The following is a 25,967-nucleotide window of genomic DNA, read 5'->3' as shown; positions in this document are numbered from 1 at the left end:
CGTCTACTCCTTGGAGTTCTGGTCGGCAGGGACTGTGGCGTCGGAGGCCTCGGCCTCGGGGTCGTGGGGTGCCGCGTCGGCGTCCTCGGAGTCCTCCTCCTCGGAGGCCGGGGCGTCGTCCTGGAGGTCCACCGCGAGCTCCGCCAGCTCCTCGGCGATCTTCGCCGACTCACTGCGGGCCAGGCCGGCCAGCTCCACCTGGGTGCCGCCGCCCGGCAGGGCGACCGCCCTCACCCAGATCCGGCGGCGCTGGATGAACAGCGAGCCGATCAGGCCGAGGATCGCCAGCACGGCGCCGGTCAGCGCGATCTCGTTGCCGGGGCGGTGGGTGATGTTGAAGCTGGCCCACTGCTTGTAGCCCTCGAAGGTGACGGACCCGTAGCCGTCGGGGAGGGTCCAGCCCTGGCCGGGCTTGAGCCGGGCCTTGGCCGGCTCGCCGTCCTGGGTCATCTGGGTGAGCTTGCGGGTGTTGAGCTGGTAGACGTTCTGCGGCAGGCCGGAGTCGGTGCCGAGGTCGCCCGAGTAGGCGTTCAGCACCAGCTCGGGGGCGGCGTCGCCGGGGAACAGCGAGCGCGGGCCGGTGCCCTCGAAGCTCAGCGGGGCGGTCGGCAGGAAGAAACCGGAGAAGCCCAGCTGGGTCTTGTTGCCGTCGGGGCCCACGCCGTAGTCGGAGACCTTCACGACGCCGGTGGAGGTCAGGTTGCCGTCCTGCGGCAGGAACGGGACGGCGCCGTGGTAGACGACGTCGCCCTGGCCGTTCTTGACGGTGACGATCGGGGCGTAGCCGTGGCCGATCAGGTAGACCTTGCTGCCGCCGACCTCCAGCGGGTGGTTGACCTCGATCGTCGACTTCTTCGGCTTCGACGCGTCGCCGCCCGCGGAGTACTCGACGTTCGCGGTGAACTGCCGGGCGGCGCCGATCTGGTCGCCCTTCTCCTGGAACTTCGAGGTGAAGTCGTTCAGCTTCAGGTAGAAGGGGTCGAGGTCCTGGCTGCCGTAGAACCGGGTGCCGGTGAAGTCGTCGAGCTGGGTGATGGTATTGGAGTAGGCCTCGCCCTGGACCATCAGCTTGCCGCCGGTGCCCGCCGCCAGGCTGGACCAGGCGAAGCCGCCGAGCAGCGCGAACAGCGACAGGTGGAAGATCAGGTTGCCGACCTCGCGCAGGTAGCCCTTCTCGGCGGCCACCGCGCCGCCGGACAGGTGGGCGCGGAAGCCGCGCTTGCGCAGCAGCCGGTGCGCGGCGGCGTTCACCCGGTCGGCGTCCGCCGAGGTGCGCCAGGCCGCGTGCACCGGCATCCGGGTCAGGTTGCGCGGGGCGGCCGGCGGCTGGGAGCGCAGCACGCCGACGAACTGCCAGGTGCGCGGGACGATGCAGCCGGCCAGCGAGACGAACAGCAGGATGTAGATCGCCGAGAACCAGACCGAGCTGTAGACGTCGAACAGCTGGAGCTTCTCGTAGATCGGCGCGATCGAGGTGTGCTGCGCCTTCCAGGTCTGCACCTTGAACTGGTTCTGGCCGTTCTGCGGGATCAGCGAGCCGGGGATGGCGGCCAGCGACAGCAGGAACAGCAGGATCAGGGCGACCCGCATCGAGGTCAGTTGGCGCCACATCCAGCGCGCCCAGCCGAACGGGCCTATGCCGGTCGGTCCGTCGGACTCGACCGGCGCGGTGCTGAGCCGCTCGGCGGCGGCGTCGTCCGGGGCCGGCGGCTGCTCGGTCTCGGTCGTGGTCTTGCTCACGGTCAGATTCCGATCTGGAAGTCGGCGGTCCAGGACTGCAACTGGCTCATCATCGAGTCCCAGATCCCGGTGACGAGCAGCAGACCGACCGCGACGAGCATGCCGCCGCCGATCCTCATGACGAGCGGGTAGTGCCGCTTGACCCAGCCGAAGGCGCCGAGCGCCCGGCGGAAGGCCACCGCGGCCAGGATGAACGGTACGCCGAGGCCCAGGCAGTAGAAGGTGGTCAGCAGCGCGCCACGCTGGGCGTCGGCCTGGTTGAGGGCCAGGTTCTGCACGGCGGTCAGGGTCGGGCCCATGCACGGGGTCCAGCCGACGCCGAAGACCACGCCGAGCATCGGGGCGCCCAGCAGACCGACGTTCGGACGGCGGTGCGAGCGGACCTCGCGCATGCTCAGACCGGGCACCAGGCCCATGAAGGCCAGGCCCATCACCACGGTGAGCGCGCCCAGCACGATGCTGATGACCCGCTTGTAGTCCTGGAGCTCCTGGCCGAAGTAGCCGAACAGGGCGCCGGTGGAGACGAACACCGCGGTGAAGCCGAGGATGAACAGCACCACGCCGAGCAGCATCCGGCCGCGCCGCGAGCCGCGGGCGTCCGCGAGGTCGGCGGCGGAGAAGCCGGTCACGTACGACAGGTAGCCCGGGACCAGCGGCAGCACGCACGGCGAGAAGAACGACGCCAGCCCGGCCAGCAGCGCGACCGGAGCGGCGGCCAGCAGCGCGCCGCTCTGAACGGTCGAGGTCGCGTCGGCGAGGGGCAGCGGCGGCAGACTCACTGCTTCTGCTCCGCGACCACCGGCTGGAGGATCGACTCCAGCGCGTCCTCGGTGGTGCCGCCGACGGCGCGGGCCGCGAGCTTGCCGTCCCGGTCGATGACCAGGGTGGTCGGGATCGACTGCGGGTTGAGGCTGCCCTTGGCGAACTTGAGCAGCTGGGTGCCGGCCGGGTCGAAGATGCTCGGGTAGGTGACGCCCTGCTCCTGCTCGAAGCGGACGGCGTTCTGCTTCTCGGTGTCCCGGGTGTTGACGCCGAGGAACTGGACGCCCTGGTCCTTGTACTTCTCCGAGACGCTCTGGAGGCTCTTGGCCTCGGCCCGGCACGGACCGCACCAGGAGCCCCAGACGTTCAGCACCACGACCTTGCCCCGGTAGTCGGCGAGCTTGACCGGGGTGCCCTCCAGGGTGTCCCCGGCGATGTCCGGCGCGTCCCCCCGCCGGCCGGGCTCCGCCTTCGACAGGTTGGTGCCCTTGACCGTGACGAAGCCGACCTGGCCCTCGCCGCTTCCCGACGTGCCCGAGGAGGAGCAGCCGGTGAGGGCGAGCGCGGCAGCGGCGACGGTGGCGGCGGCTGCGGCGGCGACACGGGGACGGGGGCGCGTCATGGCAGACATGTGAAAAGTTTCGCATGGAGATCCGGGCGGGTTCGCCGGGGTCCTGCCTTGCGCGTCGCACCCCCTCTGACCTGCGACGAAATCGGGTCACCCGGCGTTCGCCAGGTGACCCGAAGTCATACTTACACGCCGTTTACAGGACGCTGCGAGGGCTACGCGCCGAAGCTCTTGCCCACCGGCTTGTCGCCCTTGCGGCCCTTGCCGACCAGGTGCGCGGGCAGCAGGTCGCGGGCCGGCTCGCGGTAGCCGACCGAGACGAGCTTGTCGCCCTCGAAGGTGAAGCTGGTCAGCGAGGCCAGCGAGCACTGCCGGCGGCGCGGGTCGTGCCAGAGCCGGCGGCGCTCCACGAAGGAGCGGACGATCCAGATCGGCAGCTGGTGGCTGACGCAGACCGCCTCGTGCCCGCGCGCGGCGTCCCGGGCGGCGCCGAGCGCACCCATCATCCGCACCACCTGGTCGAGGTACGGCTCGCCCCAGGAGGGCTTGAACGGGTTGGTGAGGTACTTCCAGTAGCCCGGGTTCTTCAGCGAACCGTCGCCCACCCCGAAGGTCTTGCCCTCGAAGATGTTCTCCGCCTCGATCAGCCGCTCGTCCTTGGCGACGGCCAGGCCGTGCGCCTCGGCGATCGGCGCGGCGGTCTCCTGGGCCCGCTCCAGCGGGGAGGCCACCACGTGGGTGATGTCCCGGTCGGCCAGGTCCTCGGCGACCCGCTCGGCCATCTTCCGGCCCAGCTCGGACAGGTGGTAGTCCGGCAGGCGCCCGTACAGGATGCCCTCCGGATTGTGCACCTCGCCGTGCCGCATCAGGTGGACGACGGTGATCTCTTTGGCGCTCACTTCTCGACTACTCCTGGGGATCGGGTTCGGGCCGCGGCGTTCCGAGCCGTGGCCGCGGCGGTTCAGGCCGTGGCGGCGGCAGCGGCGCGCGCGGCGGCCGGCAGGGCGGCGGCGATCCGCTCGATCGCCCGCTCGTCGTGGGACGCCGAGACGAACCAGGACTCGAAGGCGGACGGCGGCAGGTAGACGCCCTCCGCCAGCATCGCGTGGAAGAAGGCGGTGAAACGGTACGCCTCCTGGGTCCTGGCCTCGTCGTAGTTGGTGACCTGGGCCTCGGTGAAGAACACCGAGAACATGTTCCCGGCGGTCTGCAGCCGGTGCGCCACGCCTTCCTTGGTGAGCGCCTCGGCGACCAGGCCGGAGACCTCGGCGGCGACCTTGTCCACCGTCGCGTACACCTCGTCGGTGCAGCCGCGCAGCTGGGCCAGGCCGGCCGCGGTGGCGATCGGGTTCCCGGACAGGGTGCCCGCCTGGTAGACCGGGCCGGCCGGGGCCAGGTGCGCCATCACGTCGGCGCGGCCGCCGAAGGCCGCGGCCGGGAAGCCGCCGCCCATGACCTTGCCGAAGGTCAGCAGGTCCGGCGCCCAGTCCTCGTTCGCCGCCTCCAGGCCGTACCAGCCGGCCTTGGAGACGCGGAAGCCGGTCATCACCTCGTCGGAGATGAACAGCGCGCCGTTCTCCCGGCAGAGCTTGGCCAGACCGCCGTTGAAGCCGGGCAGCGGCGGGACGACGCCCATGTTGCCGGGCGAGGCCTCGGTGATCACGCAGGCGATCTCGCCCGGGTGGGCGGCGAAGGCCTGTTCGACGGCGGCCAGGTCGTTGTACGGCAGCACGATGGTGTCGCCGGCCTGGGCGCCGGTGACGCCCGGGGTGTCCGGCAGGCCGAAGGTGGCCACACCGGAACCCGCGGCGGCCAGCAGGGCGTCCACGTGACCGTGGTAGCAGCCGGCGAACTTCACCACCTTGGCCCGGCCGGTGAAGCCGCGGGCCAGCCGGATCGCGGACATGGTGGCCTCGGTGCCCGAGGAGACCAGGCGGACCTGCTCGACCGGGGCGACCCGGGCGACGATCTCCTCGGCCAGCTCGACCTCGCCCTGGCCGGGCGTGCCGAAGGAGGTGCCGCGGGTGACGGCCTGCTGGACGGCGTCGATCACCGCGGGGTGCGCGTGGCCGAGGATCATCGGACCCCACGAGCACACCAGGTCGACGTACTCGCGGCCGTCGGCGTCGGTGAGGTAGGGACCGCTGCCGGACACCATGAAGCGCGGCGTGCCGCCGACCGCGCGGAAGGCGCGCACCGGGGAGTTCACGCCGCCGGGCGTCACCACGGAGGCGCGGTCGAACAGCGACTGGGACTGGGGGGCTTCGTAGGGGTAGCTCACAAAAGACATGGTCTCAAATCGTGTCCTCGCGCTCTGCATGTCCGGCCCGATCATCTGGAACGATGATCCGGGCACCGTTGTCTGTACGGTTGTCCGTACAGCAGGGGCCGCTGACTGCACCGGACCGGGGACCAGTCAGACTGTGCACACAGAGTGCACAGGCGTTCCGGTTTGTGTGCAGGGGTGTAAAGAGGACTGCCGCGTCCCGCGAGTGGGTACGGCGGCGCATGACGGGTAAGGAGCACGTCCGGTGGGACGCCGGACGTGCGGGGGTCTGTCGATTCCGGCGAATTCCGGTGAGGATGGTCCGAGTGTCCGAGGCGCAGGACGGCTACGACGAGGCCGCGGGGGGCTCCCGCCGACCCGCCGAGGCCCCACGCGGGGGAACGGGAGCGGGCACGGGTCGTGGCCGGCGCGGTGGCGAGAGGCGGGGTGAGGGACGCGTGGGGGTGACGTACAAGTACTTCGGAGCCCCCGACCGGGCGACCGCCGCCAGAGTCCCCACCGCCCTCGGCCCGGGCGGGCTCGGCCTGGAGGCCGGCGAACTCGGCGCGCTGGGGCGGCTCGGCGACCTGATGGAGACCAGCGGCTCCCCCACCGGCCACCTCTCCACCAAGATCAAGCCGGAGACCATGAGCGCCATGGTGCTCACCGGCATCCAGGGCGTCCCGCTGCACCAGGTCCCGCCGTTGGAACTGGTCGTGCTGCACCCCGACTACGCCGTCGTCCAGCTCCCCCACAACGTCGTCGAGCCGCTGCGCAAGGCCGACGAGACCGAGCTCGGCGCCGCCGCCTTCATCTGGTCCACCGTCCCCGACCGCCGCGGCCCGCGGGACGCCTTCGTCATCTACAGCATGCTGCACGAGTGGCAGGACTTCGCCAACCGGCTGCACGAGGCCGGGCACCAGCTGTACTGCCTGGTCTGGCCCTAGGGCTGACGCTCCGTCAGCTGCGTGGCCGGCGGGCGCGGCGGACGGTGCGCTCGACCTCGACGGGCTCCGCGAGGTGGCCCTCGACCAGGTTGGTCAGGGCGGCGACGAAGACCTCGCGCTCGGACTGGGGCAGGGCGTCCAGGAGTTCGCGGTGCACCCGGTCGGCGATGGCGGTGCCCCGCGCCACGGCCCGGGCGCCCGCCTCGGTGACGGAGACGATCCGGGCTCGGCGGTCGGCGGCGGAGGGGCGGCGCTCGGCCAGGCCCGCCTTCTCCAGTTCGTCGACGGTGACCACCATGGTCGTCTTGTCCAGGTCCGCCAGCTCGGCCAGCTGGATCTGGGTGCGCTCGGCCTCCTGGGCGTGGAACAGCACGCCGTAGGCGCGCGGGGTGATCCCGAGCTCGGTGAAGGCGGCCGCCATCCGGGTGGCCAGGACGTGGCTCGCGTGATCCATCAGCCCGGAGATGTCGCGGATCTGGCGCACGGGCCGCGGGGTCGTCGTCATGCGTCCGAGGTTAGCAACGGCCCGTCTGCTGCCGGATGATCCCGTTGCCAACGAAACGCCGGGTCTACGGGATGCCCAACTCGAACAGCGCATACCCGGCGTACCAGCCGGCCGCGAGGACCGGCATCGCCAGCAGCCCGGCCAGCGAGGAGGTCCGCATCCGGCGCAGCGCCACCGCCAGGCCGATGCAGAGCGGGAAGGCCGGCAGCAGGTAGCGCGAGATGTTGCCGAAGATCTGGTTGCTGCTCAGCGCGGTGGCGATGGTGAGCGCGGTGTACACCCAGATCACCAGCGGCGGCCGGCTGCGCCAGAGCAGCACCAGCAGGCCGGGCAGGGCGATCAGCAGGGCGATCGCGATCAGGTCCGGGACGGGGTTGGACTGCCAGAAGTCCCAGTGGCCGGTGATCACGTCCATGATCGTGCGCAGGGTCGAGGCGCCGCCGTCGAAGTAGCGGTTCCAGGCGCCCTGCTGGAGCTTGAAGTAGCCGCCCCAGTCACCCATCTTCCAGCCGACCCAGGCGACGTAGCCGAACAGGCCCCAGGGGGTGATCAGCATCGCGGTCAGCGGGCGGGCCACCCCGTCGGTGCGGCGGACCAGCGCGACCAGCGCGGCGATCGAGACGGCGGCGATCAGCGCGGCCGCGGTCGGCCGGTTGAGGCCCGCCACCAGCGCCAGCAGGCCGGCCGCGAGCCAGTTGCGGGTCATCACGCAGTAGCAGGCCCAGGCGGACAGCGCGACGAACAGCGAGTCCGAGTACACCGCCCACTCCACGCCGGAGCCCGGGAACAGGCCCCAGAGCACCGCCGCGATCACGCCCGCCCGGAAGCCGCCGAGCCGCTCGGCGACGGCGAAGATGCCGGCCGCGGCGAAGAGTGAGGCGATCACCGAGACGACGATCCCGGAGCCGTACGGGCCGAGCCCGGTGACGGCGCCGACCAGCCGCATCAGCCAGGGGTAGAGCGGGAAGAAGGCGGCCGAGTTCTCGTAGTAGGTGGCCAGCGGGAAGCCGTGCAGCGGGATCAGCTGCGGGTCGTACCCGTTCTCGGCGATCCGCTGGTACCAGACGCCGTCCCAGGTGCCCAGCACGTCCCAGGCGTGGGCGCCGCCGCCGCGGCCAGGCTGCTTCTTCAGGTAGTCGCCGGTGTGCGAGAGCAGCAACAGGAAGACGCTCAGGCCGATCGCCTTGACCACCGCGTACGCGCCCAGGGCGGGCCCGAAGCGGTCGACGAGCGCCCCGAACCGCCCGGGCGCCCGGCCCGTCCGCTCCTCGGAGGCCTTCGCCGGCGCCGCCTCGGCGGCTCCGGGCTCGGTGCTGGACGACTCGGTGCTCGATGCCGTGCTCATCTGCTCTGGGTACTCCCCGCCCCGCTCTTGGTCCGCGCGGCTCCGGCGCAACGATGGTTCCCGTGAGCCTACGGCACGCCCCGGACCCGAAAACCCCTGGCGTCCGCGGACCCCCGCCCGGCACCGTGCCGCCGAGGGCCGGTACCGACGTGGTCATGACCGGGGCCGTCGCCGCCCGGGTGGGGGCGGCGACGGCCTGAGGGGGTGTCCGGGTCAGCCGTGGACGTAGAGGATGCCGAGCTTGGTGAGCTGCCAGAGCTGGCTGGCGGCGCCGGTGTCGGTGGCGAGTTCGACGTACGGGTTGCCCTTGGCGTCGAGGGTGGTGCCGGCGGCCAGGACCTTCGTCTGGTCCTGGGAGTCGGCGATCTTGTAGCGGCCGTTGCCGGCCGGCTTGAAGACCCAGTGCTGGTTGCCGCCGCCGGTGCAGCCCCACTGCTGGATCCGGGTGCCGGGGGCGGTGGAGGCGGCGTTGGCGTCCAGGCACATGTCGCGGTTGCCGCTGAAGTCGACCTCGTAGCCGCCGCCGGCCTTGGCCTCCAGGACGAAGGACTGGTTGAGCCCGCCGCCCGCCGGATAGGTGATCGCGGGCCGCCCGTTGGTGGAGTCGCCGTAGGTGCCGCCGCCGGTGAGGTCGAGCACGTTGCCGCTGGCCGCGTTGGTCAGCTGGTACCAGGAGCCGTCCTCGGGCACGTCGCCGAACGGCTGTCCGGGGCTGAGCGGCTGGATCGACGTGGTGTTCTGCTGGTTGAGCGTGCAGTACGCCTGGGTCAGCTCGGGCCGCCCGTAGAACTGGCCGAGGCAGACGCCCTCGCCGCGGTAGCCGGCCACCCGCAGGTGGTACGACTGGCGGACCATGTTCATGCACAGCCCGGGGATGCCGATCTGCGAGTCGCAGCCGTTGCGCACCCACTCGGAGAGGTTGATGACGTCCCCGTTGGTGTACTCGTACGGGGAGCTCGTCCACTCCGCGCAGACCTCGTGCCCGAAGGCGACCCGCCGCTGGTCCAGGTAGCGGACGCCGGGCACCTGCTCGGCCGCCCCGCGCAGCGCGTCGCTGAGGGTCGGCACCACCCAGTTGTGGCCCCAGGCGAGGTCCTCGGGGAAGGCCGGGCAGCCGTCGGCGACCTTGCCGACGTAGTCGTTGCGCCGGATGTCCGGGGTGATCGGGTTGAAGTACGACTGGTAGACCAGCTGGTACGAGGAGTCGGCGTAGCCGGCCTTGCGCATGGTCTGCCGGATGTTCTGGAGCGCGGCGACCACCTTGGGCTGGATGCCCTTGGCACGCCGGCGGATCTCGTCGCTGCCGATGGTGTCCCGGCAGCCCTGGTCCTTGGGGACCGGGAAGTACTGCGCGAGGCAGTGCATCATGATGCCGCTGAAGTCGAAGTCGTCATTGGCGCCGATGGTGACGACGACCATCTTGACGTCGTACTTGCCCGCCGTGTCGGCCAGTTTGACGTCCTGCTTGGGCTCGCCGAAGTCGCCGCTGCCGGGGCCGGTGATCTTCGCCAGCTCCGGGTCGCTGACCAGGTCGCCGGTCTGGGCGCCGGAGCAGGCGAGGTCGATCGGGGTGACCCCGGGGATGTCGGTGACGAAGATCTCCGACTTGGGGTGCCGGTGGCAGTAGTTGGTGGGGCTGTCCGTCTCCGGGAAGTAGCCGTCGCTGGTGTCGGTGCCGGCGCCCTCCCCGGAGATGGCGCTGTCGCCGAGGGCGACGATCGCGGCCGGACGGGTGGCCGCGGGCGCCGCGGCCGGGGCGGTGTCGGCCAGGGCGGTGGGGGCACCGGCCAGGCCGAGGGTGGCGAGGAGGGTTCCGGTGGCGAGCAGTGCGGCGCACCGGGAGGACCCGGTGCGCGTTCGTCGTGCCGCCGACCGTGGGGACCTGGTCACACGCGACTCCTTGCGGGGGTGGGGGTTGCCGCCCGGGCGGGGGCGCCGAGCGGCGCGGAGCAAAGAGAGGAGCAGAAAAGGTGAGCAGGTCTCGCATTCTAGGTACTGACAAGTAACGCAACAAGACTCTTGACACGGCCGGGAACTGACGGGCCGACAAACTCCCGGGCAAGCGAAGAGCCGCCGCCCCGCGCCCCAGGAGGGAAGCGCGGAACGGCGGCTCGCACCGGCCGAACCGGCGGCGGCTGGTTCAGCCGATGTTGGCGCACTTGTTGCCGAACGCCGGGTTCAGCAGGCCGACGATGTTGACGGAGTTGCCGCAGACGTTCACCGGCAGGTGCACCGGGACCTGGATCTGGTTGCCGGAGATGACACCGGGGGAACCGGCGGCAACGCCCTGGGCGCCCGCGCTGGCCATCGCGGTACCGGCACCGGCGGCCACGACGCCCACCACGGCCGCGCCGACGGCGGCGGTCTTCTTGATGCTCATGTGAGCCTCCTGACTGTTCGACAGAGATGCACGGGGAGTGCGACATCAAGAACGAGACCCCACCGGACGGGTTGCGACGGGCCCCGCACTGTCACCCATCCGGCCCAAAGGCGGCCGAGAGCGCGGCATTCGGGTGATGGGCCGTCCGGACCGTTTCCCCTCGGGAGGTGCCTCGTTCTCCCTGACGGAACCCGGTCTCCACGGCCCCCGTACGGCGGGCCTCCCCATACCCGGCGTCCGGCAACCCGTGCCGGATCGCCTGATCGGAATTCCATCGGTCGCGCCTTTGTCCGAGCCTTTCCCGGCCGTGCGGGAATTGCCGCGGAAGGCACCGCGACCTGGCGGCCCCGGCCACGCCCGAGCCACGGGCGGAACACTCCGGTGTGCGCCGCCCGAGTGACAATCACGGCAATCCCTGAAGTCATCGGGTGAGTATTCGTGCTCGCCCGGATCCCGACATTTCCCTTCCGTCGGGCAGAAATCGGAGGAATGACATGCGTAACCTCAAGAAGGCCGCCGCCATGACCCTGGCCGCCAGCGGCCTGGTGCTCGGCGCCGCCGGTGGCGCGGCCGCCAGCGCGGGTGCCGAGGGCGTCGCCGCCGGCTCCCCGGGTGTGCTTTCCGGCAACCAGATCCAGGTGCCGATCCACCTGCCGATCAACATCTGCGGCAACACCGTCGACATCATCGCGCTGCTCAACCCGGCATTCGGCAACGAGTGCGCCAACGTCGGCTGAACCCGCTCTCGCCGCACCGGCGACAGCTGATTCACCTGTTTCACCGAGCCCGCGCTGCGCGGCGCGGCACGCTCCCCCCGTGTGTGATCGAGGAGATCAAACCCCCATGCAGAACATGAAGAAGGCCGTCGTCCTCTCCACCGCCGTCGCCGGCCTGGTGCTCGGCGCGGTGGGCTCCGCCGCCGCCAACTCGACCGCCGAGGGCGTCGCCGCCGGCTCCCCCGGTGTCGTCTCCGGCAACCAGATCCAGATCCCGCTGGACATCCCGATCAACCTGTGCGGCAACACCATCGACATCATCGGCGCCCTGAACCCGGCGTTCGGCAACAAGTGCGCCAACGTCGAGCTCACCCAGCCGCCGGCCGACGACTGCTGATCAGCGATCGGCACGCGTTCCGGTCGTCCTGCCCCCCGTCCAGCCGGCCGGGGGGCAGTTCGGCATCCCCGGACAGCCGTCCGGGCTCCCCGATCCACCGAAGGGTGATCACGATGGTTTCGAAGAAGAGCGCGGCCGCCCTGGCCGCCGCCGCGGGTGCCGCGGTGCTGCTCGGCGCCGGTTCGGCGCAGGCCGCCCCCGCCCTGGGCCAGACGGCCCCCGGCCAGGCCAACCTGGCCAAGAACGACCTCGGCCAGGCGCTCGGCGGGACGACGACCGGTCTGGGCTACGGCATCGCGCCGATCAAGAGCCTGCGACTGGACCCGTGGGCGAACTCCTCGGCCGACTTCCTCAACAACGGCGCGGCCCTCCAGCCGGACCAGGGCCTGCCCGAGATCGGCACCGGGACGCTGACCGGCCCGCTGAGCGCCGGCGGCGGCGCCAAGGACCTCCCGGTGGTCGGCGGGCTGACCGGCCTGCTGCCGGGCTGAGCCCGCGCACGGACGAGAGCCCGGCACCCCGCCGCGTGGTCGGGGTACCGGGCTCTCGTGGCGGCCCGGTCAGAGCTGGGTCAGGCCGGTCAGCCCGGTCTGCCGCACCACGCCGGTCGTCATCCCGGTGGTCGTCCCGGCCAGGGCGCCGGCCGCGTCGGTCAGGGACACCCGGCTGTCCTCGTCGCCCAGGCTGGCCTTGGCGCCGGGGATGGCCTGGACCGTGCCGGTGACCAGGCGCGGGTCGAGCTCGCCCACCTTGAGCCGGCCGTCGGCGAGCTGACCGGCGTCGTCCGCGGCGAGCGCGAGCGGCTTGCCGAGGGTGAGCCCGGGGGTCTTGGCGTGCAGCGGCGAGGCCGGGGCGTCCAGCAGCACCTTGCCGACGTCGGCGCTCTGGTCGAGCAGCGGCACCGGCAGCTCGGCGTTGGCGCTCGGGCCGACCTTGCCGGTGCCCAGCTGGGGGAGGACCTGCTCCGGGATCAGCGCGCCGTCGGCGCTGGCGGTCGGGCCGGGCACCGGCGGCATGAGCAGCGAGGTCGGGAGAGCGGCCGTGAGATGGCTGCCCAGCGGGGCGAGCGGGACGTCCGCCGGGACCTGCTGGGTGGCCAGCGTGTCCTCCAGGGCGCCGACCTGTTCGGGGCCGATCGGGGCTGCCGCGGAGGCCGCTCCTTGGGAGGCGAGCACGCCGGCACCGACCGCCAGCAGCATCGCGCCGGCCCGCTTGGAGAACTTCATGCTTTTCACCGTTCTGCTGTACGAACTGGGGATCACGGGGGAAGGACTGCGGAGACCGCAGTGGGAAAGCAATGTGCTCAACGAGCGACCCGGAGTACGGATTGCGGCGATTAGCCAATTCGGGCTAATAATCCGACCGGAAGTCCTCCGCCGCCGCGCCTCCGGGACTCTTTTCAAAAATCCCCGTAACCTTCCGTGCCGTCGTTCTTTGATCTGGACGTCAGTGACTGAAGACCGGGTCCCAGCGTTCTCAGCGTTGTACGCACGGAATCCAAAGAGCATTTCAGAGAGGGATCTCGCCATGATCCAGAAGTCCTTCGCCGCCGCGGGCCTGGCCATCGCCGCGCTGGCCGGTGCGGCCGGACCCGCCGCCGCCATCGCCGACTCGGATGGTGGCGCCGCCTCGATCGAGGGCGACGGCGGCACCAACTTCACCGGCACTGTCGGGAACGACAGCCCGAACTTCCACTTCCTGGACAACCCGAACATCTGCCTGCCGGAGATCCACAACATCGCGGTCGGCGTGCTCGGCGTGGCGGTTCCGGTCGAGGTCCCGATCGCCAACACCGGCGGCAAGCAGTACTGCACCGTCGGCCAGGGCACCCAGGCCACGGGCGACGGCGGTGTGTCCCACCTGATCGGCTGATCGCTCGCCGCGCTGTTCCCCCGCACCACCCGTCTGATCCACCCCCGAATCACTCCCCGATTCATCCCCGAGAGGAAAACCGGAAATGATCAAGAAGTCCTTCGCCGCGGCCGGCCTGGCCGTCGCCGCGCTCGCGCTGTCGGCCGGCTCGGCCTCCGCCATCGCCGACTCGGACGGCGCCGCCACCTCTGTCCAGGGCAACGGTGGCACCGACCACACCGGCACCCTGGGCAACGACAGCCCGAACAGCCACGTTCTGGACAACCCGAACATCTGCCTGCCGGAGATCCACAACATCGCCGTCGCCGTCATCGGCGTCGCGGTTCCGGTCGAGGTCCCGGTCCTGGACAACACCCCGAAGCAGATCTGCGACGTGGGCCAGAACACCCAGTCCTCGGGCGACTCGGGTGTCTCGCACCTGATCGGCTGATCGAGGGCACGGCACGGACGGAGGGCCCGGGGAGGAAGTTCCTCCCCGGGCCCTCCGGGCTTCGCGGACGAGAGTGTCCGGCCGGCCGCGCCCCCGCGTGGTCCGGACGGGTGACCGGCGGTCCGGCCCGGCGCGTGGGGCGCAGGTCCGGACCACCGGGTGTGATCACGTGTCAGAGCGTCCACGGGGGCGCTCCCAGAGAGAGGGCAGATCCATGAAGAGCAAGCTGGCCAAGGCCGCCCTGACCGCCGCTGCCGCGCTGGCGCTGGCCGGCGCCGCCACCCCGGCCTTCGCCCACACCGGCGTGTTCGGCGGCGGCGAGTTCGCCGCCTCCGCCAACGGCCAGCCGTTCCTGGCCGCCGAGGGCTTCGGCGTCGCCAAGGCCGGTGACACCGCCGCCGGCGAGCTCGGCGGCGTCGCCATGACCTCCGAGGACATCATGGGCGGCGGCGCGGGCTTCGCGCACGCCGGGAACGTGGGCATGTAGCGGGAACCCGGAAGGCCGGGCCGTTCCCCACGGGGAATGGCCCGGCCTTCTGCCGTACGGGGACCGCTACTTGAGCATCGCGGCGGCCTCGACGGCCCAGTAGGTGAGGATCTGCTCGGCGCCGGCCCGGCGGATCGAGGTGAGCGTCTCCATGATCATCCGCTCCCGGTCGATCCAGCCGTTCGCGGCGGCCGCCTCGACCATCGCGTACTCGCCGGACACCTGGTACGCCGAGACCGGCACCGGGGAGGCGTCGGCGACCTGGCGCAGCACGTCCAGGTAGGACATGGCCGGCTTCACCATCACCATGTCCGCGCCCTCGGCGATGTCCTGCTCCAGCTCGCGCAGCGACTCGCGGGCGTTGGCCGGGTCCTGCTGGTAGGTCTTGCGGTCGCCCTTGAGCGAGGAGCCGACGGCCTCGCGGAACGGGCCGTAGAAGGCCGAGGCGTACTTGGCGGTGTAGGCGAGGATGCCCACGTCCTGGTGGCCGGCCTCGTCCAGCGCCCGCCGGATCACGCCGATCTGGCCGTCCATCATGCCGGACGGGCCGACCAGGTGGACGCCGGCGTCGGCCTGCACCCGGGCCATCTCGGCGTAGCGCTCCAGGGTGGCGTCGTTGTCGACGCTGCCGTCGGCGGCCAGCACGCCGCAGTGGCCGTGGTCGGTGTACTCGTCCAGGCAGAGGTCCGACATGACCACCAGGGCGTCGCCGACCTCGGAGACCACGTCCCGGATCGCCTGCTGGAGGATGCCGTCCGGGTTGGTGCCCTCGCTGCCGACCGCGTCCTGCACCTCGGGGATGCCGAACAGCATCAGGCCGCCCAGGCCGGCCTCGGCCGCCTCGACCGCGGCCTTGCGCAGGGTGTCCCGGGAGTGCTGGACGACGCCCGGCATCGACGTCACCGGGACGGGCTCGCTGACGCCCTCGCGGACGAACAGCGGCAGGATCAGCTCCGCCGGGTGCAGCCGGGTCTCGGCCACCAGTCGGCGCATCGCCGGGCTCTGGCGCAGCCGGCGCGGGCGTACGTACGGGAATTCAGCGGACACGGCTTCTCTCTCCGAACGGTTGTGCAGTGCCGGGGGCGACGGTCGGCCGCCCCCGGCCATGAGGGGTTTCAGCGGGCCTTGCGGCGCGAACCGGGACGGCGCTCGCTGGGCCGGTAGACCGGCTCACCGGCGGCCGTCGCGGTGTCGCGACGCTTGGCCCCGAAGTCTGCCAGCGCCTGGGCCAGCGCGGCCGCCGACGGCGCCGGGGCCATCACGTCGACCCGCAGGCCGTGCTCCTCGGCGGTCTTGGCGGTGGCCGGGCCGATGCAGGCGATGACCGTCACGTTGTGCGGCTTGCCGGCGATGCCGACCAGGTTCCGGACGGTCGAGGACGAGGTGAACAGGACCGCGTCGAAGCCGCCGCCCTTGATCGCCTCACGGGTCTCGGCCGGCGGCGGCGAGGCGCGCACCGTCCGGTACGCCGTCACGTCGTCGACCTCCCAGCCGAGCTCGACCAGGCCGGCCACCAGGGTCTCGGTGGCGATGTCGGCGCGCGGCAGCAGCACCCGGTCGATCGGGTCGAAGACCGGGTCGTACGGCGGCCAGTCCTCCAGCAGGCCGGCCGCGGACTGCTCGCCGGAGGGCACCAGGTCCGGCTTCACGCCGAAGTCCACCAGGGCCTGGGCGGTGGTCTCGCCGACCGCCGCGACCTTGATCCCGGCGAACGCCCGGGCGTCCAGGCCGTACTCCTCGAACTTCTCCCGGACGGCGCGCACCGCGTTCACCGAGGTGAAGGCGATCCACTCGTAGCGGCCGGTGACCAGGCCCTTGATGGCCCGCTCCATCTGCTGCGGGGTGCGCGGCGGCTCGACCGCGATGGTCGGCACCTCCTGCGGCACCGCGCCGTACGAGCGCAGCTGCTCGGACAGGCCGGTGGCCTGCTCCTTGGTGCGCGGCACGAGGACGTTCCAGCCGAACAGCGGCTTGGTCTCGAACCACGAGTGCGAGGCGCGGTGGGCGACCTGCTCGCCCACCACGGCTATCACCGAGGTGGCCGGGTCGACCGGGGCGGAGACCGGCGAGGGCAGCACCCGGGCGGCCTTCAGGTCGGCCGCGATGCCGGACAGGGTGGAGGTGAAGGTCCGCTGCCGGGTGGTGGTGCCGGAGAGCGTGGCGCTCAGCGCCGAGTCCGGCTTGCGGCCGCCCGCGACCAGCGCGGCGGCGGTGGCGGGCAGCTGGCCCAGGGTGGTGCGGACCACCAGGGTGGTCTCCGGCGAGCCCAGGTCCACCGGGGCACCGGACAGCAGCTGGGCGCCGTCCACGAAACGGACGTCGGTGCCCGCCGTGCCGCGCAGCGGGACGCCCGCGTACGCCGGGACGCCGACCGACTGGGCGACGCCCGGGATCACCTCGAACGGGATCCCGTCGCCCGCGCAGCTGAGCATCTCCTCGGCGGCGCAGCCGTCCAGGCCCGGGTCGCCGTCGACGGTGCGGACCACGTGCTTGCCGGAGCGGACGGCCTCGGCGACCAGCTTGGCCAGGTCGAAGCCGGCGCCCTCGGCGGCGGGGGTGTGCACCTGCACGGCGGACGGACAGTGGCTGCGCACGGCGGCCGCGGTCAGCGGGTCGGCGACCAGCACGTCGGCGGTGGAGAGCACCTCGACCGCGCGCAGGGTCAGCAGCCCCGGGTCCCCGGGGCCCGCGCCCAGGAAGGTGCACCGTCCGGTGGCGGGCTGTCCGACGGGGAACAGGGCGTCGGTGGCGGCGGTGGGGCTCATGCGCCCACCTCGCTGCGCTCGGCGGTCTCTTCGCGAAACGCGCAGCTCTTCATGATTCGCTCGCTTCGCTCGCTCATCGGGCTCGCTCCCCCATCAGGGCGGCCGCGCCCGCGGCGAGCAGCCGGTCGGCCAGCGCGCGGCCGAGGGCCACCGCCTGCCGCTCGGCGGTCTCGTCGAGGACGATCGGACCGTTGGCGGACATCTTCAGCAGGGCGGAGCCGTCGGGGTCGCCGACCACGCCGTCCAGCCGCAGTTCGTTCTCCCGGCCCCAGGTGGCCAGCGCGGCCACCGGCGCCGAGCAGCCGGCCTCCAGGGTGGCCAGCAGGGCGCGCTCGGCGGCCACGGCGACCCGGGTGGGGGCGTGGTCCAGCGCGGCGAGCGCGACGGTGAGGTCAGTGTTGGCGGAGGTGCACTCGATCGCCAGCGCACCCTGGCCGGGGGCCGGGATCATCAGCTCGGTGTCGAGGTGCTGGGATATCTCGGCGCTGCGGCCGAGCCGGTTCAGGCCGGCCGTCGCCAGCACCACCGCGTCCAGCTCGCCGCCGGTCACGAAACCGATCCGGGTGTCCACGTTGCCGCGGATCGCGACCGTCTCCAGCTGGGCGCCGCGGGCGGCGGCCCAGGCGTTCAGCTGCGCCATCCGGCGGGGCGAGCCGGTGCCGATCCGGGCCGGGCGGCCGGTTCCGGCCAGCTTCTCCACCAGCTCGTCCAGGGCCAGGCCCTCGGCCGAGACCAGGGCGTCCCGGACGTCCTCGCGCTCGGGGACGGCGGCGAGCGCCAGGCCCTCGGGGGCGGCGGTGGGCAGGTCCTTGAGCGAGTGCACGGCGAAGTCGATCCGGCCCTCCAGCAGCGCGTCGCGCAGCGCGGAGACGAACACACCGGTGCCGCCGATCTGCGCCAGCGACTCCCGGGAGGTGTCGCCGTAGGTGGTGATCTCCACCAGCTCGACGGGGCGCCCGGTGACCCTGGTCACCTCGCGGGCCACCATGCCCGACTGCGCCATGGCGAGGGCGCTGCGCCGGGTTCCGAGCCGCAGGGCCGGGGTGGCCGAGGGCTGCTCCGTGATCGCTTGACCATTCATGAGGTGATCGTCCCGGTGGTACTCGTGGGATGGCTGACGGTTCATCTGGTGCCCCCGGCGGAGGGCTGGGGCGCACCGCCGACGGGCGTGCCCGACACGGCGTGCACGGCCGCCGGGTCGAGGTCGAACAGTTCGCGCAGCGCCTCGGCGTAGGAGGCGCCGCCGGGCTCGGCGGCCAACTGCTTCACCCGGACGGTCGGGGCGTGCAGCAGCTTGTCGACGACGCGGCGGACGGTCTGGGTGATCTCGGCGCGCGAGCGCTCGTCCAGGTCGGGCAGCCGGGAGTCCAGCCGGCCGAGCTCGGCGGCGACCACGTCGGAGGCCATCGAGCGCAGCGCGACCACGGTCGGCGCGATCCGGGCGGCCCGCTGGGCGGCGCCGAAGGCGGTCACCTCGTTGGAGACGATCCGGGTGACCTCGTCGACGTCGCCGGCGCCGGGGCTGGCGGCGTGCGCGTGGGAGAGGCTCTCCAGGTCGACCAGCAGGGCGCCGGGCAGCTCGTGCACGGCGTGGTCGACGTCGCGCGGCATGGCCAGGTCGAGCAGGGCCAGCGGCTGCGGCGAGGTGCGCAGGGCGACGGCGGCGGCCACGTCCTCGGCCTTGATCACCACGCCGGACGCACCGGTGCAGGAGATCACCAGGTCCACGTCGGCCAGCGCCTCCGGCACCTTGGCGAGGTCCAGGGTGCGGGCCACGTCCGGGCCGAGGATCTCGACCAGCCGCTCGGCGCGGGCCGGGGTCCGGTTGGCGATCAGCAGGTCGGTCACGCCGGAGCGGACCAGGGTGGCGGCGGCCAGCGAGCTCATCGAGCCGGCGCCGACCACCAGCGCGCGCTTGCCGGCGATCTCGCCCGCGCCCGCCGCGACCTGCTCCAGGCCGAAGGTGACCAGCGACTGGCCGGCCTTGTCGATGCCGGTCTCGCTGTGCGCCCGCTTGCCGACCCGCAGCGCCTGCTGGAACAGCTCGTTCAGGCCGCGCCCGGCGGTGTGCTCGTCCTGGGCCTTGGCCAGCGCGTCGCGCAGCTGACCGAGGATCTGGCCCTCGCCGACGACCATCGAGTCCAGGCCGCAGGCCACCGAGAAGAGGTGGTGGACGGCGCGGTCCTCGTAGTGGACGTACAGGTGGGCGGTCAGCTCCTCCAGGTCCACCCCGCTGTGGTGGGCCAGCAGCAGCGACAGCTCGGCGACGCCGGCGTGGAACTTGTCCACGTCGGCGTACAGCTCGATCCGGTTGCAGGTGTTCACCAGCGCGGCTTCGGCGACGGTCGCGGTGGCGGCCGCGTCGTGCAGCAGCCGGGTCGGTACGTCACCCGTCAGCGCGGCGCGCTCCAGCACCCCGACCGGGGCCGTGCGATGGCTCAGCCCTACGACGAGAAGGCTCATGCCCGCCCCTCACAGCTCTCGGTGTTCATGCGGGCATCACCGCGGAGAGATCCCCGTCGCCGCCCTTGGCGGACTTTCCCTTGGCCTGCTCGGCCTGGTCCTTGGCCGCCGTCTCGGCCGTGCCCCGGGGGGCCTTGCCGGAGCCGCCGGCCGCGCGGCGCAGCTTGGCGGCGGCCGCCCGGACCGGCCCGGGGGCGCGGTCCAGCACCGACTCGGCGCGGTCGTCCGGCTCCTCGCCGGCCTTGCGCTGCTCGTGGAAGGCGAGGATCTGGAGCTCGATGGAGAGGTCCACCTTGCGCACGTCCACGCCGTCCGGGACGGTCAGCACGGTGGGGGCGAAGTTCAGGATGCTGGTGACGCCGGCCTCCACCAGCCGGTCGCACACCTGCTGGGCGGCGCCGGGCGGGGTGGTGATCACGCCGATGGAGACGTGCTGGCTCTCGACGATCGACTCCAGCTCGTCCATGTGCCGCACCGGAAGTCCGGCGGCGGTGGAACCGACCACGTGGGGATCGGCGTCCAACAGGGCGGCGACCCGGAAACCGCGGGAGGCGAACCCGCCGTAGTTGGCGAGCGCGTGGCCGAGGTTGCCGATGCCGACGATGACGACCGGCCAGTCCTGGGTCAGACCGAGCTCGCGGGAGATCTGGTAGACGAGGTACTCGACGTCGTAGCCGACACCGCGGGTGCCGTAGGAGCCGAGGTAGGAGAAGTCCTTGCGCAGCTTCGCCGAGTTCACGCCGGCCGCGGCGGCCAGCTCCTCGGAGGAGACCGTCGGCACCGAGCGCTCGGAGAGCGCGGTGAGGGCACGCAGGTAGAGGGGCAGACGGGCGACCGTCGCCTCCGGGATACCCCGGGCACGCGAGGGTCGGCGCGCGGCGCCCTGGTCGGGCGTCTGCGAACTGCTCTGTGGTGGGCGGCCGATTGCCACGGTGCTCCTGTGGGTGAAGCTGGGCTTTGGCAGCCAGGCTATGCGTTTGTGAACGTGTGCACAAAGATGGTGTCCGTTTTGTCCCTGCACAGTGATGCGCATCACGCCGTCGAACCCATAGCACCGGAGTGCGTCAGGACGACCTCCGGGGCCTGGGAACCGGGCAGCCAGGGACCGTACGGAGCCTCCCTGCGCAGCAGCGGGACACCGGCGCCGGACGGGCGGGAACGGGCCCGGCCGATCCGGGGCCAGGGCAGCCGGGCGGCCTCGCGCAGCGGGCCGGTCCAGTCGTCCGGCGGACAGGACGGGGCGCCCAGGCAGTGCCGCAGCAGCTCGGCCGTCACCCGGGCGTCGCCGAGCGCGGTGTGCGCCGGGTACCAGCCGAGGTCCGCCGCCTCCACGCAGGCCGCCAGGCCGAGGCCGCGGGCCTGCGGCAGGTGGGCGCGGGCCAGCCGCATCGTGCACAGCAGCGGGACGGGCGGCAGCGGCACCCCGATCCGGGCGAACTCGCGATCGAGGAAGGCGTGGTCGCAGCTGACGTGGTGACCGACCAGCACCCGGCCGGCCAGCAGCTCCAGCAGCCGCGGGGCGATCTCCCGGAAGCGCGGGGCGCCCTCGACGTCGCACTGGCGTATCCGGTGCACATGGGTCGGGCCGACCGGGCCCAGCGGATCCAGCAGGGTGGCGAACTCCCCCTCGGGGCGCAGCCGCTCGTCGAGCAGCACCACCGCGACCTCGACCATCCGGTGCCGCCACGGACTGCGGCCGGTCGCCTCCACGTCCACCACGGCGAAGCCCCGGGACCCCGTTCGGGTCGCGGGCGTCCCAGGGGTCGGGCCGGGAAGCATGGCGGCACTCCTCGTGTGCTCAGCCCCCCACGGGCGCAAACGCGTTCGATCGTAAGCCGACCAACCCGACGCGCCCCAAGCCGAAACGGAGTGTCTTCGGCAACGATTCGGCCAATCCGCCCCGCCGATCGGCGGGGGCGGTGGTGTACGGACGGCCGGTCAGGCGGTCAGGGCCTTGCGCAGACGGTTCTCGTCGACCCGCCAGAAGTCGTGCTGGCGCCCATCGATCAGGGTGACCGGGATCTGCTCCCAGTAGCGGCGGTACAGCTCCTCGTCCTGGGTGATGTCCCTCTCCTCGAAGGACGCCCCCAGCTCGCCCGCCACCCGGACGATCACCTCGCGGGCCTCGTCGCACAGGTGGCAGCCGGGCTTGCCGACCAGGGTCACGGTCCGGTCCGCGGGCTTGGGGCTCTTACGTCGCAGCAGTGGGCTCACCGCCCCATTCTGCGACACCCGTACACGGGGGACCCGGGGCGCCGGGGCACCGCCGCACTCGGGGCCGGAGGAACTGTTCACCCCGCGAGCACGGCTCCGTCGCGGTCGTCGCACGTCAGGCTGGCTATCCTCGATGTCATGGCCGTGCTCAGAAGGCTCACCCAGGCAAGGCGTTCCAGCAACGAGCGGAGCGCTCTGGCCGGCGAAGCCGCGGCCGCGGCGGCCGAGGCCGCGCTGCGGGCCGCGCCCGAAGGCGCGCCGGAGCCGGACGCGGCCAAGCCGGGGAAGGCCCCCAAGGCCCCGGCCGAGAACCACACCCCGGACCCGGACGACCCGCGCGCCGCCGCGTTCTTCGACTGCGACAACACCATCCTGCGCGGCGCCGCGATCTTCTACCTCGGCGTCGGCCTCTACCGCCGCGGCTTCCTCACCCGCCGCGACATCGCCCGCTTCGCCTGGCAGCAGGCCTGGTTCCGGCTGCACGGCGCCGAGGACCCGGACCACATCTCGGACGCCAAGCAGTCCGCCCTCGGCATCGTGGCCGGCAAGCCCACCGCCGACCTGGAGGCGATCTGCGAGGAGATCTTCGAGGACGTCGTGGCGGACAAGATCTGGCCGGGCACCCGCGCCCTGGTCCAGATGCACCTGGACGCCGGACAGCGGGTCTGGCTGGTCACCGCCGCCCCGCTGGAGGTGGCCCGGATCATCGCCCGGCGGCTCGGCATGACCGGCGCGCTGGGCACCGTCGCGGAGGCCAGGGACGGCCACTACACCGGCCGGCTGGTCGGCGACCTGCTGCACGGCCCGGCCAAGGCCGCCGCCGTCCGCGCGCTCGCCCGGCGCGAACGCCTCGACCTCGACCGCTGCGCCGCCTACAGCGACTCGGCCAACGACATCCCGATGCTCTCGCTGGTCGGCCACCCGTACGTGGTGAACCCGGACGGCGCGCTGCGCCGCCACGCCCGGGCCCAGGGCTGGCGGGTGCGGGACTTCCGCACCGGGCGCAAGGCGGCCCGGGTGGGGCTGCCGGCGGCGGCCGCGCTCGGGGTGCTGGCCGGCGCGGCGGCGGCCGGGGTGGCACTGAGCCGTCGGCGCCGTCGCGACGCCTGAGAACCTCCGACGACGGCGCTCGGGGCGCCCGGGGGGCTTTTGCGGGTCGTTCGGACGCGCTCGCCCGGGAGGGTGAGCAGACGTCAACCATGCCTCTGACCTGGCCCCTCGTACGAGCGAACTCCCTTGCAGCGCTTTGCAGTCCCCGCCGTTTGCGCGAACCTGTCGCCCGGTGACCGGTTCTGATCGTTCGCCAGCCCGGGAAAGTCGGGGGTTGCCGAGCCCCAAGGCTGGGAAACCAGCCTTCCGGCCGCCAAATTGGTCACCCTGGGCGCCCGTTCGATCACGTTGAGCCGGATGAACGATGACAGCTCCGGTCAGTGTCAGCCGAATATGCACAACAAATGGATCCCAAACGACCACTTCAACCACACCGTGTAGCTGTCATTGCACAAAGCGTTATTCTCTCCTGGATGCACGTCACCACGCGTCTCGCTCGAACGGGCGCCTCCGGGCGTGCTCTCCGCGCAGGCGGAGGTGATCCGTCCACAGTTCTGCCTCTGGGAGTCCCGTGTACCCACCCGTCCGGAACGACGCGCCTGCACCCTCCCGCCCGTCGTCCGCGCCCCTGCGCCCCCGCACCGGCCCGCGCGAACGGCCGCCCGTGGAACGGCAGATCTCCGCCGGCCTGGACCTGCTGCGCAGCCTGCTCCGCGGCCGGCTCGGCGGGCAGTTCGGCGGGACGCCCCAACTCGCCCTCGCCGGAGGAACGTTCGGCCTGCCCCAGGGCCCGGGCACGGCACTGCGCACCACCGCCGCCGGCTCGACCGGCACCGGTTCGCGCGGCCGCACCGCGGGCGCAGGCCGGGGCCGCGCCCGGACCACGCCCACCCCCGGCTACGAGACCGAGCACAACCCCGTCATGGAGCTGGTCGAGCGGGCCCAGGCCGGCGAGAGCGAGGCCTTCGGCCGCCTCTACGACCACTACGCGGACACCGTGTACCGGTACATCTACTACCGGGTCGGCAGCCGGGCCACCGCCGAGGACCTCACCAGCGAGACCTTCCTGCGCGCCCTGCGCCGGATCGGCACCTTCACCTGGCAGGGCCGGGACTTCGGCGCCTGGCTGGTCACCATCGCCCGCAACCTGGTCGCCGACCACTTCAAGTCCAGCCGCTTCCGGCTGGAGGTCACCACCGGCGAGATGCTCGACTCCAACGAGTGCGAGCGCAGCCCGGAGGAGTCGGTGCTGGAGTCGCTCTCCAACGCCGCCCTGCTGGAGGCCGTGCGCCGGCTCAACCCGCAGCAGCAGGAGTGCGTCACCCTGCGCTTCCTGCAAGGGCTTTCGGTGGCCGAGACGGCCCGGATCATGGGCAAGAACGAGGGCGCCATCAAGACCCTCCAGTACCGCGCCGTCCGCACCCTGGCCCGGCTGCTCCCGCCCGACGCGCGGTGAGCGGCGGGGAGTCCGCGATACCGCCCGGCCGGCCGTCACCGTCCACGCCCGGCCGACACGTCAGGGTGAACGGTCGATCCGATGATCAGCCGTGCGTAACCGACCGCCCGTACCGCTCGTTGGCCAGCGTGCAAGCCCCCACCGGGCGTACGGTCAAGTCGAATTGCGGCCTATCACCCGATGGAGTGTCTTTGGCCCGCCGGGGCAACCGTCCGGCGGGCCGGGCTGTCGACAACGACGAAGGGAGGTGTGGCCCGTGACGGCAAACGTGCTTGAGCACCGGCGGGCGAAGGCCTTCGCCGAGGCGCTGGAGGCCCACCAGGCGGAGCAACGCGCTGCGGCCAACGCCGAATCGGACAACACCGCTGCCACCGGCGCCGGTTCGGCCGCGATGGCCGAACTGGTCGGGCTGACCGACGCGCTCGGGGCACTGCCCGGGCCGACCCTGGACCGGGAGGTCCGGACGGTCCAACGCGCCCAGCTGATGGCCGCGTTCGAGCAGGCCTTCGCCGGCGGGACGGGCGCCGAGGTGCCCCGCCAGCGCCGCCACCGGACGATCCGCACGGCGCCGCGCGGCCGTTGGAGCCGCCGGTTCGCCATCGGCGGGCTGGTCGCCGGGCTCGCCGTCGGCAGCCTGGCCGGCGCCGCCACGGCCAGCACCAACGCCCTCCCCGGGGACTCGCTGTACGGCCTGAAACGCGGACTGGAGGGCCTGCGGCTCGGCTTCGCGGGCTCCGACTCCGAGCGCGGCGAGCTGCTGCTCGACAACGCGGCCACCCGGCTCGGCGAGGCCAAGACCCTGGTCGGCCGCACCGGCCCGGCCGGCGGGCTCAGCGAGGCCACCGTCGAACAGGTCCGCCGCGCGCTGGACGACATGCACGCCGACGCCCTCAAGGGCCGCGAGCTGCTGCGCTCGGTCTACCGCAGCAACGGCTCGCTCGACCCGATGCGGGCGCTGGCCGGCTTCGCCCACGACGAGGACGGCCACTGGAGCGAGCTCCAGGGCAAGCTGCCCGCCCAGCTCACCCGGCAGGCCCACCTGGTGAGCCAGCTCTTCGACGACATAAGCGAGGACGTCGCGCCCCTGCGCCTGGCCCTGCCCCCCGCCGTCGGCGGTGGCGCGGCCGGCTCCGGAGCGGGCGGCGGCTCCTCCGCCTCGACCGGCGGTTCCCCGGCCGGCTCCCCGGCGAGCGGCTCCGGCAGCACCTCCGGTGCCGGCCAGGCGCCGGACGCCGGTGTGACCGGCAACCACCCCACCGAGCACGCCCCGGGCCTCCCCGGCACCGGCGCCTCCGGCCTCGGCGGCAAGGGCGGCATCCTGCCGGAGAACCTGCCCAGCGGTGCCCCCGACGCGGTCAACGGCCTGGTCGGCGGCCTCACCAGCGGGCTCACCGGCACCAAGCCCTCGCCGAGCGCCGACGCGGCCCCGCAGGTGCCGCCGCCGGCCGCGCCCAGCGGCGGCGCGGCCCAGCCGCAGGGCGTCGAGGTGCCGCCGCTGCTGCCGGACCTGCTGCCCGGGTTGCGCATCCTGGGCGGCTGACAGCGGGGGGACAGGACGGCGAGGGCCCGGCGGAGTGCGATATCCGCCGGGCCCTCGCACGCGG

Annotated in this window: 27 protein-coding genes; 10 read left to right on the top strand and 17 right to left on the bottom strand. The window is 72.6% G+C overall.

Translation table 11 applies throughout. The annotated features are described in order from the left end of the window. Window positions 1-3: 3 nt before the first annotated feature. From resB to hemL, 5 genes are all read right to left on the bottom strand, one after another. Window positions 4-1,740 carry a cytochrome c biogenesis protein ResB gene (gene resB, locus QWJ13_RS11420; RefSeq protein WP_316523408.1) on the bottom strand — a complete coding sequence of 579 codons (1,737 nt, stop codon included), beginning with the start codon at window positions 1,738-1,740 and terminating at the stop codon, window positions 4-6. A gap of 2 nt (window positions 1,741-1,742) precedes the next feature. Then, complete coding sequence (locus QWJ13_RS11415; RefSeq protein ID WP_316523996.1) at window positions 1,743-2,513, bottom strand: cytochrome c biogenesis CcdA family protein; 771 nt, start codon at window positions 2,511-2,513, stop codon at window positions 1,743-1,745. A 2-nt stretch (window positions 2,514-2,515) separates the two neighbouring features. After that, entirely contained in the window at window positions 2,516-3,133 is a 618-nt protein-coding gene (locus QWJ13_RS11410) for a TlpA family protein disulfide reductase (protein ID WP_432277483.1), read from the bottom strand. A 152-nt stretch (window positions 3,134-3,285) separates the two neighbouring features. After that, window positions 3,286-3,936 carry a histidine phosphatase family protein gene (locus QWJ13_RS11405; protein ID WP_316523995.1) on the bottom strand — a complete coding sequence of 217 codons (651 nt, stop codon included), beginning with the start codon at window positions 3,934-3,936 and terminating at the stop codon, window positions 3,286-3,288. Window positions 3,937-4,031: 95 nt separating this feature from the next. Further along, window positions 4,032-5,360: a glutamate-1-semialdehyde 2,1-aminomutase gene (hemL, locus tag QWJ13_RS11400; RefSeq protein ID WP_316523405.1), complete on the bottom strand. Its 1,329-nt coding sequence runs from the start codon at window positions 5,358-5,360 to the stop codon at window positions 4,032-4,034. Between the two features lie 440 nt (window positions 5,361-5,800). Between hemL and QWJ13_RS11395 the strand changes: the two genes are divergently transcribed. Further along, on the top strand, window positions 5,801-6,283 hold the full coding sequence (locus QWJ13_RS11395; RefSeq protein ID WP_074004012.1) for a hypothetical protein: 483 nt from the start codon (window positions 5,801-5,803) through the stop codon (window positions 6,281-6,283). Between the two features lie 13 nt (window positions 6,284-6,296). Here the strand turns inward: QWJ13_RS11395 and QWJ13_RS11390 are convergent, their stop codons facing one another. From QWJ13_RS11390 to QWJ13_RS11375, 4 genes are all read right to left on the bottom strand, one after another. Beyond that, a complete protein-coding gene (locus QWJ13_RS11390; protein ID WP_316523404.1) occupies window positions 6,297-6,788 on the bottom strand; it encodes a MarR family winged helix-turn-helix transcriptional regulator in 492 nt (163 codons plus the stop codon). A gap of 64 nt (window positions 6,789-6,852) precedes the next feature. Beyond that, window positions 6,853-8,133, bottom strand: coding sequence for a glycosyltransferase family 39 protein (locus tag QWJ13_RS11385; protein WP_316523403.1), 1,281 nt, complete (start codon window positions 8,131-8,133; stop codon window positions 6,853-6,855). Window positions 8,134-8,346: 213 nt separating this feature from the next. After that, window positions 8,347-10,023: an RICIN domain-containing protein gene (locus QWJ13_RS11380; protein ID WP_316523402.1), complete on the bottom strand. Its 1,677-nt coding sequence runs from the start codon at window positions 10,021-10,023 to the stop codon at window positions 8,347-8,349. A gap of 250 nt (window positions 10,024-10,273) precedes the next feature. Further along, on the bottom strand, window positions 10,274-10,513 hold the full coding sequence (locus QWJ13_RS11375) for a chaplin (RefSeq protein WP_316523401.1): 240 nt from the start codon (window positions 10,511-10,513) through the stop codon (window positions 10,274-10,276). 494 nt (window positions 10,514-11,007) lie between these two features. Here QWJ13_RS11375 and QWJ13_RS11370 point away from each other — a divergent pair, with 494 nt between their 5' ends. The 3 genes from QWJ13_RS11370 to QWJ13_RS11360 all read left to right on the top strand — a co-directional run bounded on the left by QWJ13_RS11370 (window position 11,008) and on the right by QWJ13_RS11360 (window position 12,117). Next, window positions 11,008-11,250 carry a chaplin gene (locus tag QWJ13_RS11370; RefSeq protein ID WP_316523400.1) on the top strand — a complete coding sequence of 81 codons (243 nt, stop codon included), beginning with the start codon at window positions 11,008-11,010 and terminating at the stop codon, window positions 11,248-11,250. Window positions 11,251-11,356: 106 nt separating this feature from the next. After that, on the top strand, window positions 11,357-11,626 hold the full coding sequence (locus tag QWJ13_RS11365) for a chaplin (RefSeq protein WP_316523399.1): 270 nt from the start codon (window positions 11,357-11,359) through the stop codon (window positions 11,624-11,626). 113 nt (window positions 11,627-11,739) lie between these two features. Next, the gene (locus QWJ13_RS11360; protein WP_316523398.1) at window positions 11,740-12,117 is read left to right on the top strand and encodes a hypothetical protein; all 378 of its coding nucleotides are present in this window, start codon (window positions 11,740-11,742) and stop codon (window positions 12,115-12,117) included. A gap of 69 nt (window positions 12,118-12,186) precedes the next feature. On the opposite strand, the gene QWJ13_RS11355 is transcribed toward QWJ13_RS11360, so the two are convergent. Beyond that, window positions 12,187-12,852, bottom strand: coding sequence for a hypothetical protein (locus tag QWJ13_RS11355; protein WP_316523397.1), 666 nt, complete (start codon window positions 12,850-12,852; stop codon window positions 12,187-12,189). Between the two features lie 301 nt (window positions 12,853-13,153). Here QWJ13_RS11355 and QWJ13_RS11350 point away from each other — a divergent pair, with 301 nt between their 5' ends. The 3 genes from QWJ13_RS11350 (at window position 13,154) to QWJ13_RS11340 (ending at window position 14,415) form a co-directional block, all read left to right on the top strand. Continuing rightward, window positions 13,154-13,498, top strand: coding sequence for a rodlet layer protein (locus QWJ13_RS11350; protein WP_316523396.1), 345 nt, complete (start codon window positions 13,154-13,156; stop codon window positions 13,496-13,498). An 85-nt stretch (window positions 13,499-13,583) separates the two neighbouring features. Then, window positions 13,584-13,928 carry a rodlet layer protein gene (locus QWJ13_RS11345; RefSeq protein ID WP_316523395.1) on the top strand — a complete coding sequence of 115 codons (345 nt, stop codon included), beginning with the start codon at window positions 13,584-13,586 and terminating at the stop codon, window positions 13,926-13,928. Window positions 13,929-14,142: 214 nt separating this feature from the next. Beyond that, window positions 14,143-14,415, top strand: coding sequence for a hypothetical protein (locus tag QWJ13_RS11340; protein WP_316523394.1), 273 nt, complete (start codon window positions 14,143-14,145; stop codon window positions 14,413-14,415). 66 nt (window positions 14,416-14,481) lie between these two features. Here QWJ13_RS11340 and hemB read toward each other — a convergent pair whose 3' ends face one another. From hemB to QWJ13_RS11305, 7 genes are all read right to left on the bottom strand, one after another. After that, the gene (hemB, locus tag QWJ13_RS11335) at window positions 14,482-15,462 is read right to left on the bottom strand and encodes a porphobilinogen synthase (protein ID WP_316523393.1); all 981 of its coding nucleotides are present in this window, start codon (window positions 15,460-15,462) and stop codon (window positions 14,482-14,484) included. A 68-nt stretch (window positions 15,463-15,530) separates the two neighbouring features. After that, window positions 15,531-17,180 carry a bifunctional uroporphyrinogen-III C-methyltransferase/uroporphyrinogen-III synthase gene (locus tag QWJ13_RS11330; protein ID WP_316523392.1) on the bottom strand — a complete coding sequence of 550 codons (1,650 nt, stop codon included), beginning with the start codon at window positions 17,178-17,180 and terminating at the stop codon, window positions 15,531-15,533. Window positions 17,181-17,253: 73 nt separating this feature from the next. Further along, a complete protein-coding gene (gene hemC / locus QWJ13_RS11325) occupies window positions 17,254-18,261 on the bottom strand; it encodes a hydroxymethylbilane synthase (RefSeq protein WP_316523391.1) in 1,008 nt (335 codons plus the stop codon). A 41-nt stretch (window positions 18,262-18,302) separates the two neighbouring features. Then, complete coding sequence (locus QWJ13_RS11320) at window positions 18,303-19,643, bottom strand: glutamyl-tRNA reductase (RefSeq protein ID WP_316523390.1); 1,341 nt, start codon at window positions 19,641-19,643, stop codon at window positions 18,303-18,305. 25 nt (window positions 19,644-19,668) lie between these two features. Further along, window positions 19,669-20,574, bottom strand: coding sequence for a redox-sensing transcriptional repressor Rex (locus QWJ13_RS11315; protein ID WP_316523389.1), 906 nt, complete (start codon window positions 20,572-20,574; stop codon window positions 19,669-19,671). Window positions 20,575-20,675: 101 nt separating this feature from the next. Then, window positions 20,676-21,422: a 3'-5' exonuclease gene (locus QWJ13_RS11310; RefSeq protein WP_316523388.1), complete on the bottom strand. Its 747-nt coding sequence runs from the start codon at window positions 21,420-21,422 to the stop codon at window positions 20,676-20,678. Window positions 21,423-21,581: 159 nt separating this feature from the next. After that, window positions 21,582-21,857 (bottom strand): glutaredoxin family protein, encoded by a 276-nt coding sequence (locus QWJ13_RS11305; RefSeq protein WP_316523387.1) that lies wholly within the window; start codon window positions 21,855-21,857, stop codon window positions 21,582-21,584. A 138-nt stretch (window positions 21,858-21,995) separates the two neighbouring features. Between QWJ13_RS11305 and QWJ13_RS11300 the strand changes: the two genes are divergently transcribed. The 3 genes from QWJ13_RS11300 (at window position 21,996) to QWJ13_RS11290 (ending at window position 25,903) form a co-directional block, all read left to right on the top strand. Continuing rightward, the gene (locus QWJ13_RS11300; RefSeq protein WP_316523386.1) at window positions 21,996-22,967 is read left to right on the top strand and encodes an HAD family hydrolase; all 972 of its coding nucleotides are present in this window, start codon (window positions 21,996-21,998) and stop codon (window positions 22,965-22,967) included. A gap of 604 nt (window positions 22,968-23,571) precedes the next feature. Then, window positions 23,572-24,363, top strand: a complete 792-nt coding sequence (locus QWJ13_RS11295; RefSeq protein ID WP_316523384.1) for an ECF subfamily RNA polymerase sigma factor, BldN family — start codon at window positions 23,572-23,574, stop codon at window positions 24,361-24,363. 256 nt (window positions 24,364-24,619) lie between these two features. Then, window positions 24,620-25,903: a DUF5667 domain-containing protein gene (locus tag QWJ13_RS11290; RefSeq protein ID WP_316523383.1), complete on the top strand. Its 1,284-nt coding sequence runs from the start codon at window positions 24,620-24,622 to the stop codon at window positions 25,901-25,903. Window positions 25,904-25,967 lie beyond the last annotated feature (64 nt).

This window comes from Kitasatospora brasiliensis (genome assembly GCF_032654805.1).
GTDB lineage: Bacteria > Actinomycetota > Actinomycetes > Streptomycetales > Streptomycetaceae > Kitasatospora > Kitasatospora brasiliensis.
Note: the sequence above shows the minus strand (reverse complement) of the source record. Positions and strands in the feature narration are given on the sequence as shown.

Excerpts from the sequence above, each read along its gene's own strand:
- QWJ13_RS11410 (WP_432277483.1), bottom strand. The coding sequence starts at position 3,133 with ATGTCTGCCATGACGCGCCCCCGTCCCCGTGTCGCCGCCGCAGCCGCC.
- QWJ13_RS11405 (WP_316523995.1), bottom strand. The coding sequence starts at position 3,936 with ATGCGGCACGGCGAGGTGCACAATCCGGAGGGCATCCTGTACGGGCGC.
- hemL (WP_316523405.1), bottom strand. The coding sequence starts at position 5,360 with ATGTCTTTTGTGAGCTACCCCTACGAAGCCCCCCAGTCCCAGTCGCTG.
- QWJ13_RS11390 (WP_316523404.1), bottom strand. The coding sequence starts at position 6,788 with ATGACGACGACCCCGCGGCCCGTGCGCCAGATCCGCGACATCTCCGGG.
- QWJ13_RS11385 (WP_316523403.1), bottom strand. The coding sequence starts at position 8,133 with ATGAGCACGGCATCGAGCACCGAGTCGTCCAGCACCGAGCCCGGAGCC.
- QWJ13_RS11375 (WP_316523401.1), bottom strand. The coding sequence starts at position 10,513 with ATGAGCATCAAGAAGACCGCCGCCGTCGGCGCGGCCGTGGTGGGCGTC.
- QWJ13_RS11370 (WP_316523400.1), top strand. The coding sequence starts at position 11,008 with ATGCGTAACCTCAAGAAGGCCGCCGCCATGACCCTGGCCGCCAGCGGC.
- QWJ13_RS11365 (WP_316523399.1), top strand. The coding sequence starts at position 11,357 with ATGCAGAACATGAAGAAGGCCGTCGTCCTCTCCACCGCCGTCGCCGGC.
- QWJ13_RS11360 (WP_316523398.1), top strand. The coding sequence starts at position 11,740 with ATGGTTTCGAAGAAGAGCGCGGCCGCCCTGGCCGCCGCCGCGGGTGCC.
- QWJ13_RS11355 (WP_316523397.1), bottom strand. The coding sequence starts at position 12,852 with ATGAAGTTCTCCAAGCGGGCCGGCGCGATGCTGCTGGCGGTCGGTGCC.
- QWJ13_RS11350 (WP_316523396.1), top strand. The coding sequence starts at position 13,154 with ATGATCCAGAAGTCCTTCGCCGCCGCGGGCCTGGCCATCGCCGCGCTG.
- QWJ13_RS11345 (WP_316523395.1), top strand. The coding sequence starts at position 13,584 with ATGATCAAGAAGTCCTTCGCCGCGGCCGGCCTGGCCGTCGCCGCGCTC.
- QWJ13_RS11340 (WP_316523394.1), top strand. The coding sequence starts at position 14,143 with ATGAAGAGCAAGCTGGCCAAGGCCGCCCTGACCGCCGCTGCCGCGCTG.
- QWJ13_RS11330 (WP_316523392.1), bottom strand. The coding sequence starts at position 17,180 with ATGAGCCCCACCGCCGCCACCGACGCCCTGTTCCCCGTCGGACAGCCC.
- hemC (WP_316523391.1), bottom strand. The coding sequence starts at position 18,261 with ATGAATGGTCAAGCGATCACGGAGCAGCCCTCGGCCACCCCGGCCCTG.
- QWJ13_RS11320 (WP_316523390.1), bottom strand. The coding sequence starts at position 19,643 with ATGAGCCTTCTCGTCGTAGGGCTGAGCCATCGCACGGCCCCGGTCGGG.
- QWJ13_RS11310 (WP_316523388.1), bottom strand. The coding sequence starts at position 21,422 with ATGCTTCCCGGCCCGACCCCTGGGACGCCCGCGACCCGAACGGGGTCC.
- QWJ13_RS11300 (WP_316523386.1), top strand. The coding sequence starts at position 21,996 with ATGGCCGTGCTCAGAAGGCTCACCCAGGCAAGGCGTTCCAGCAACGAG.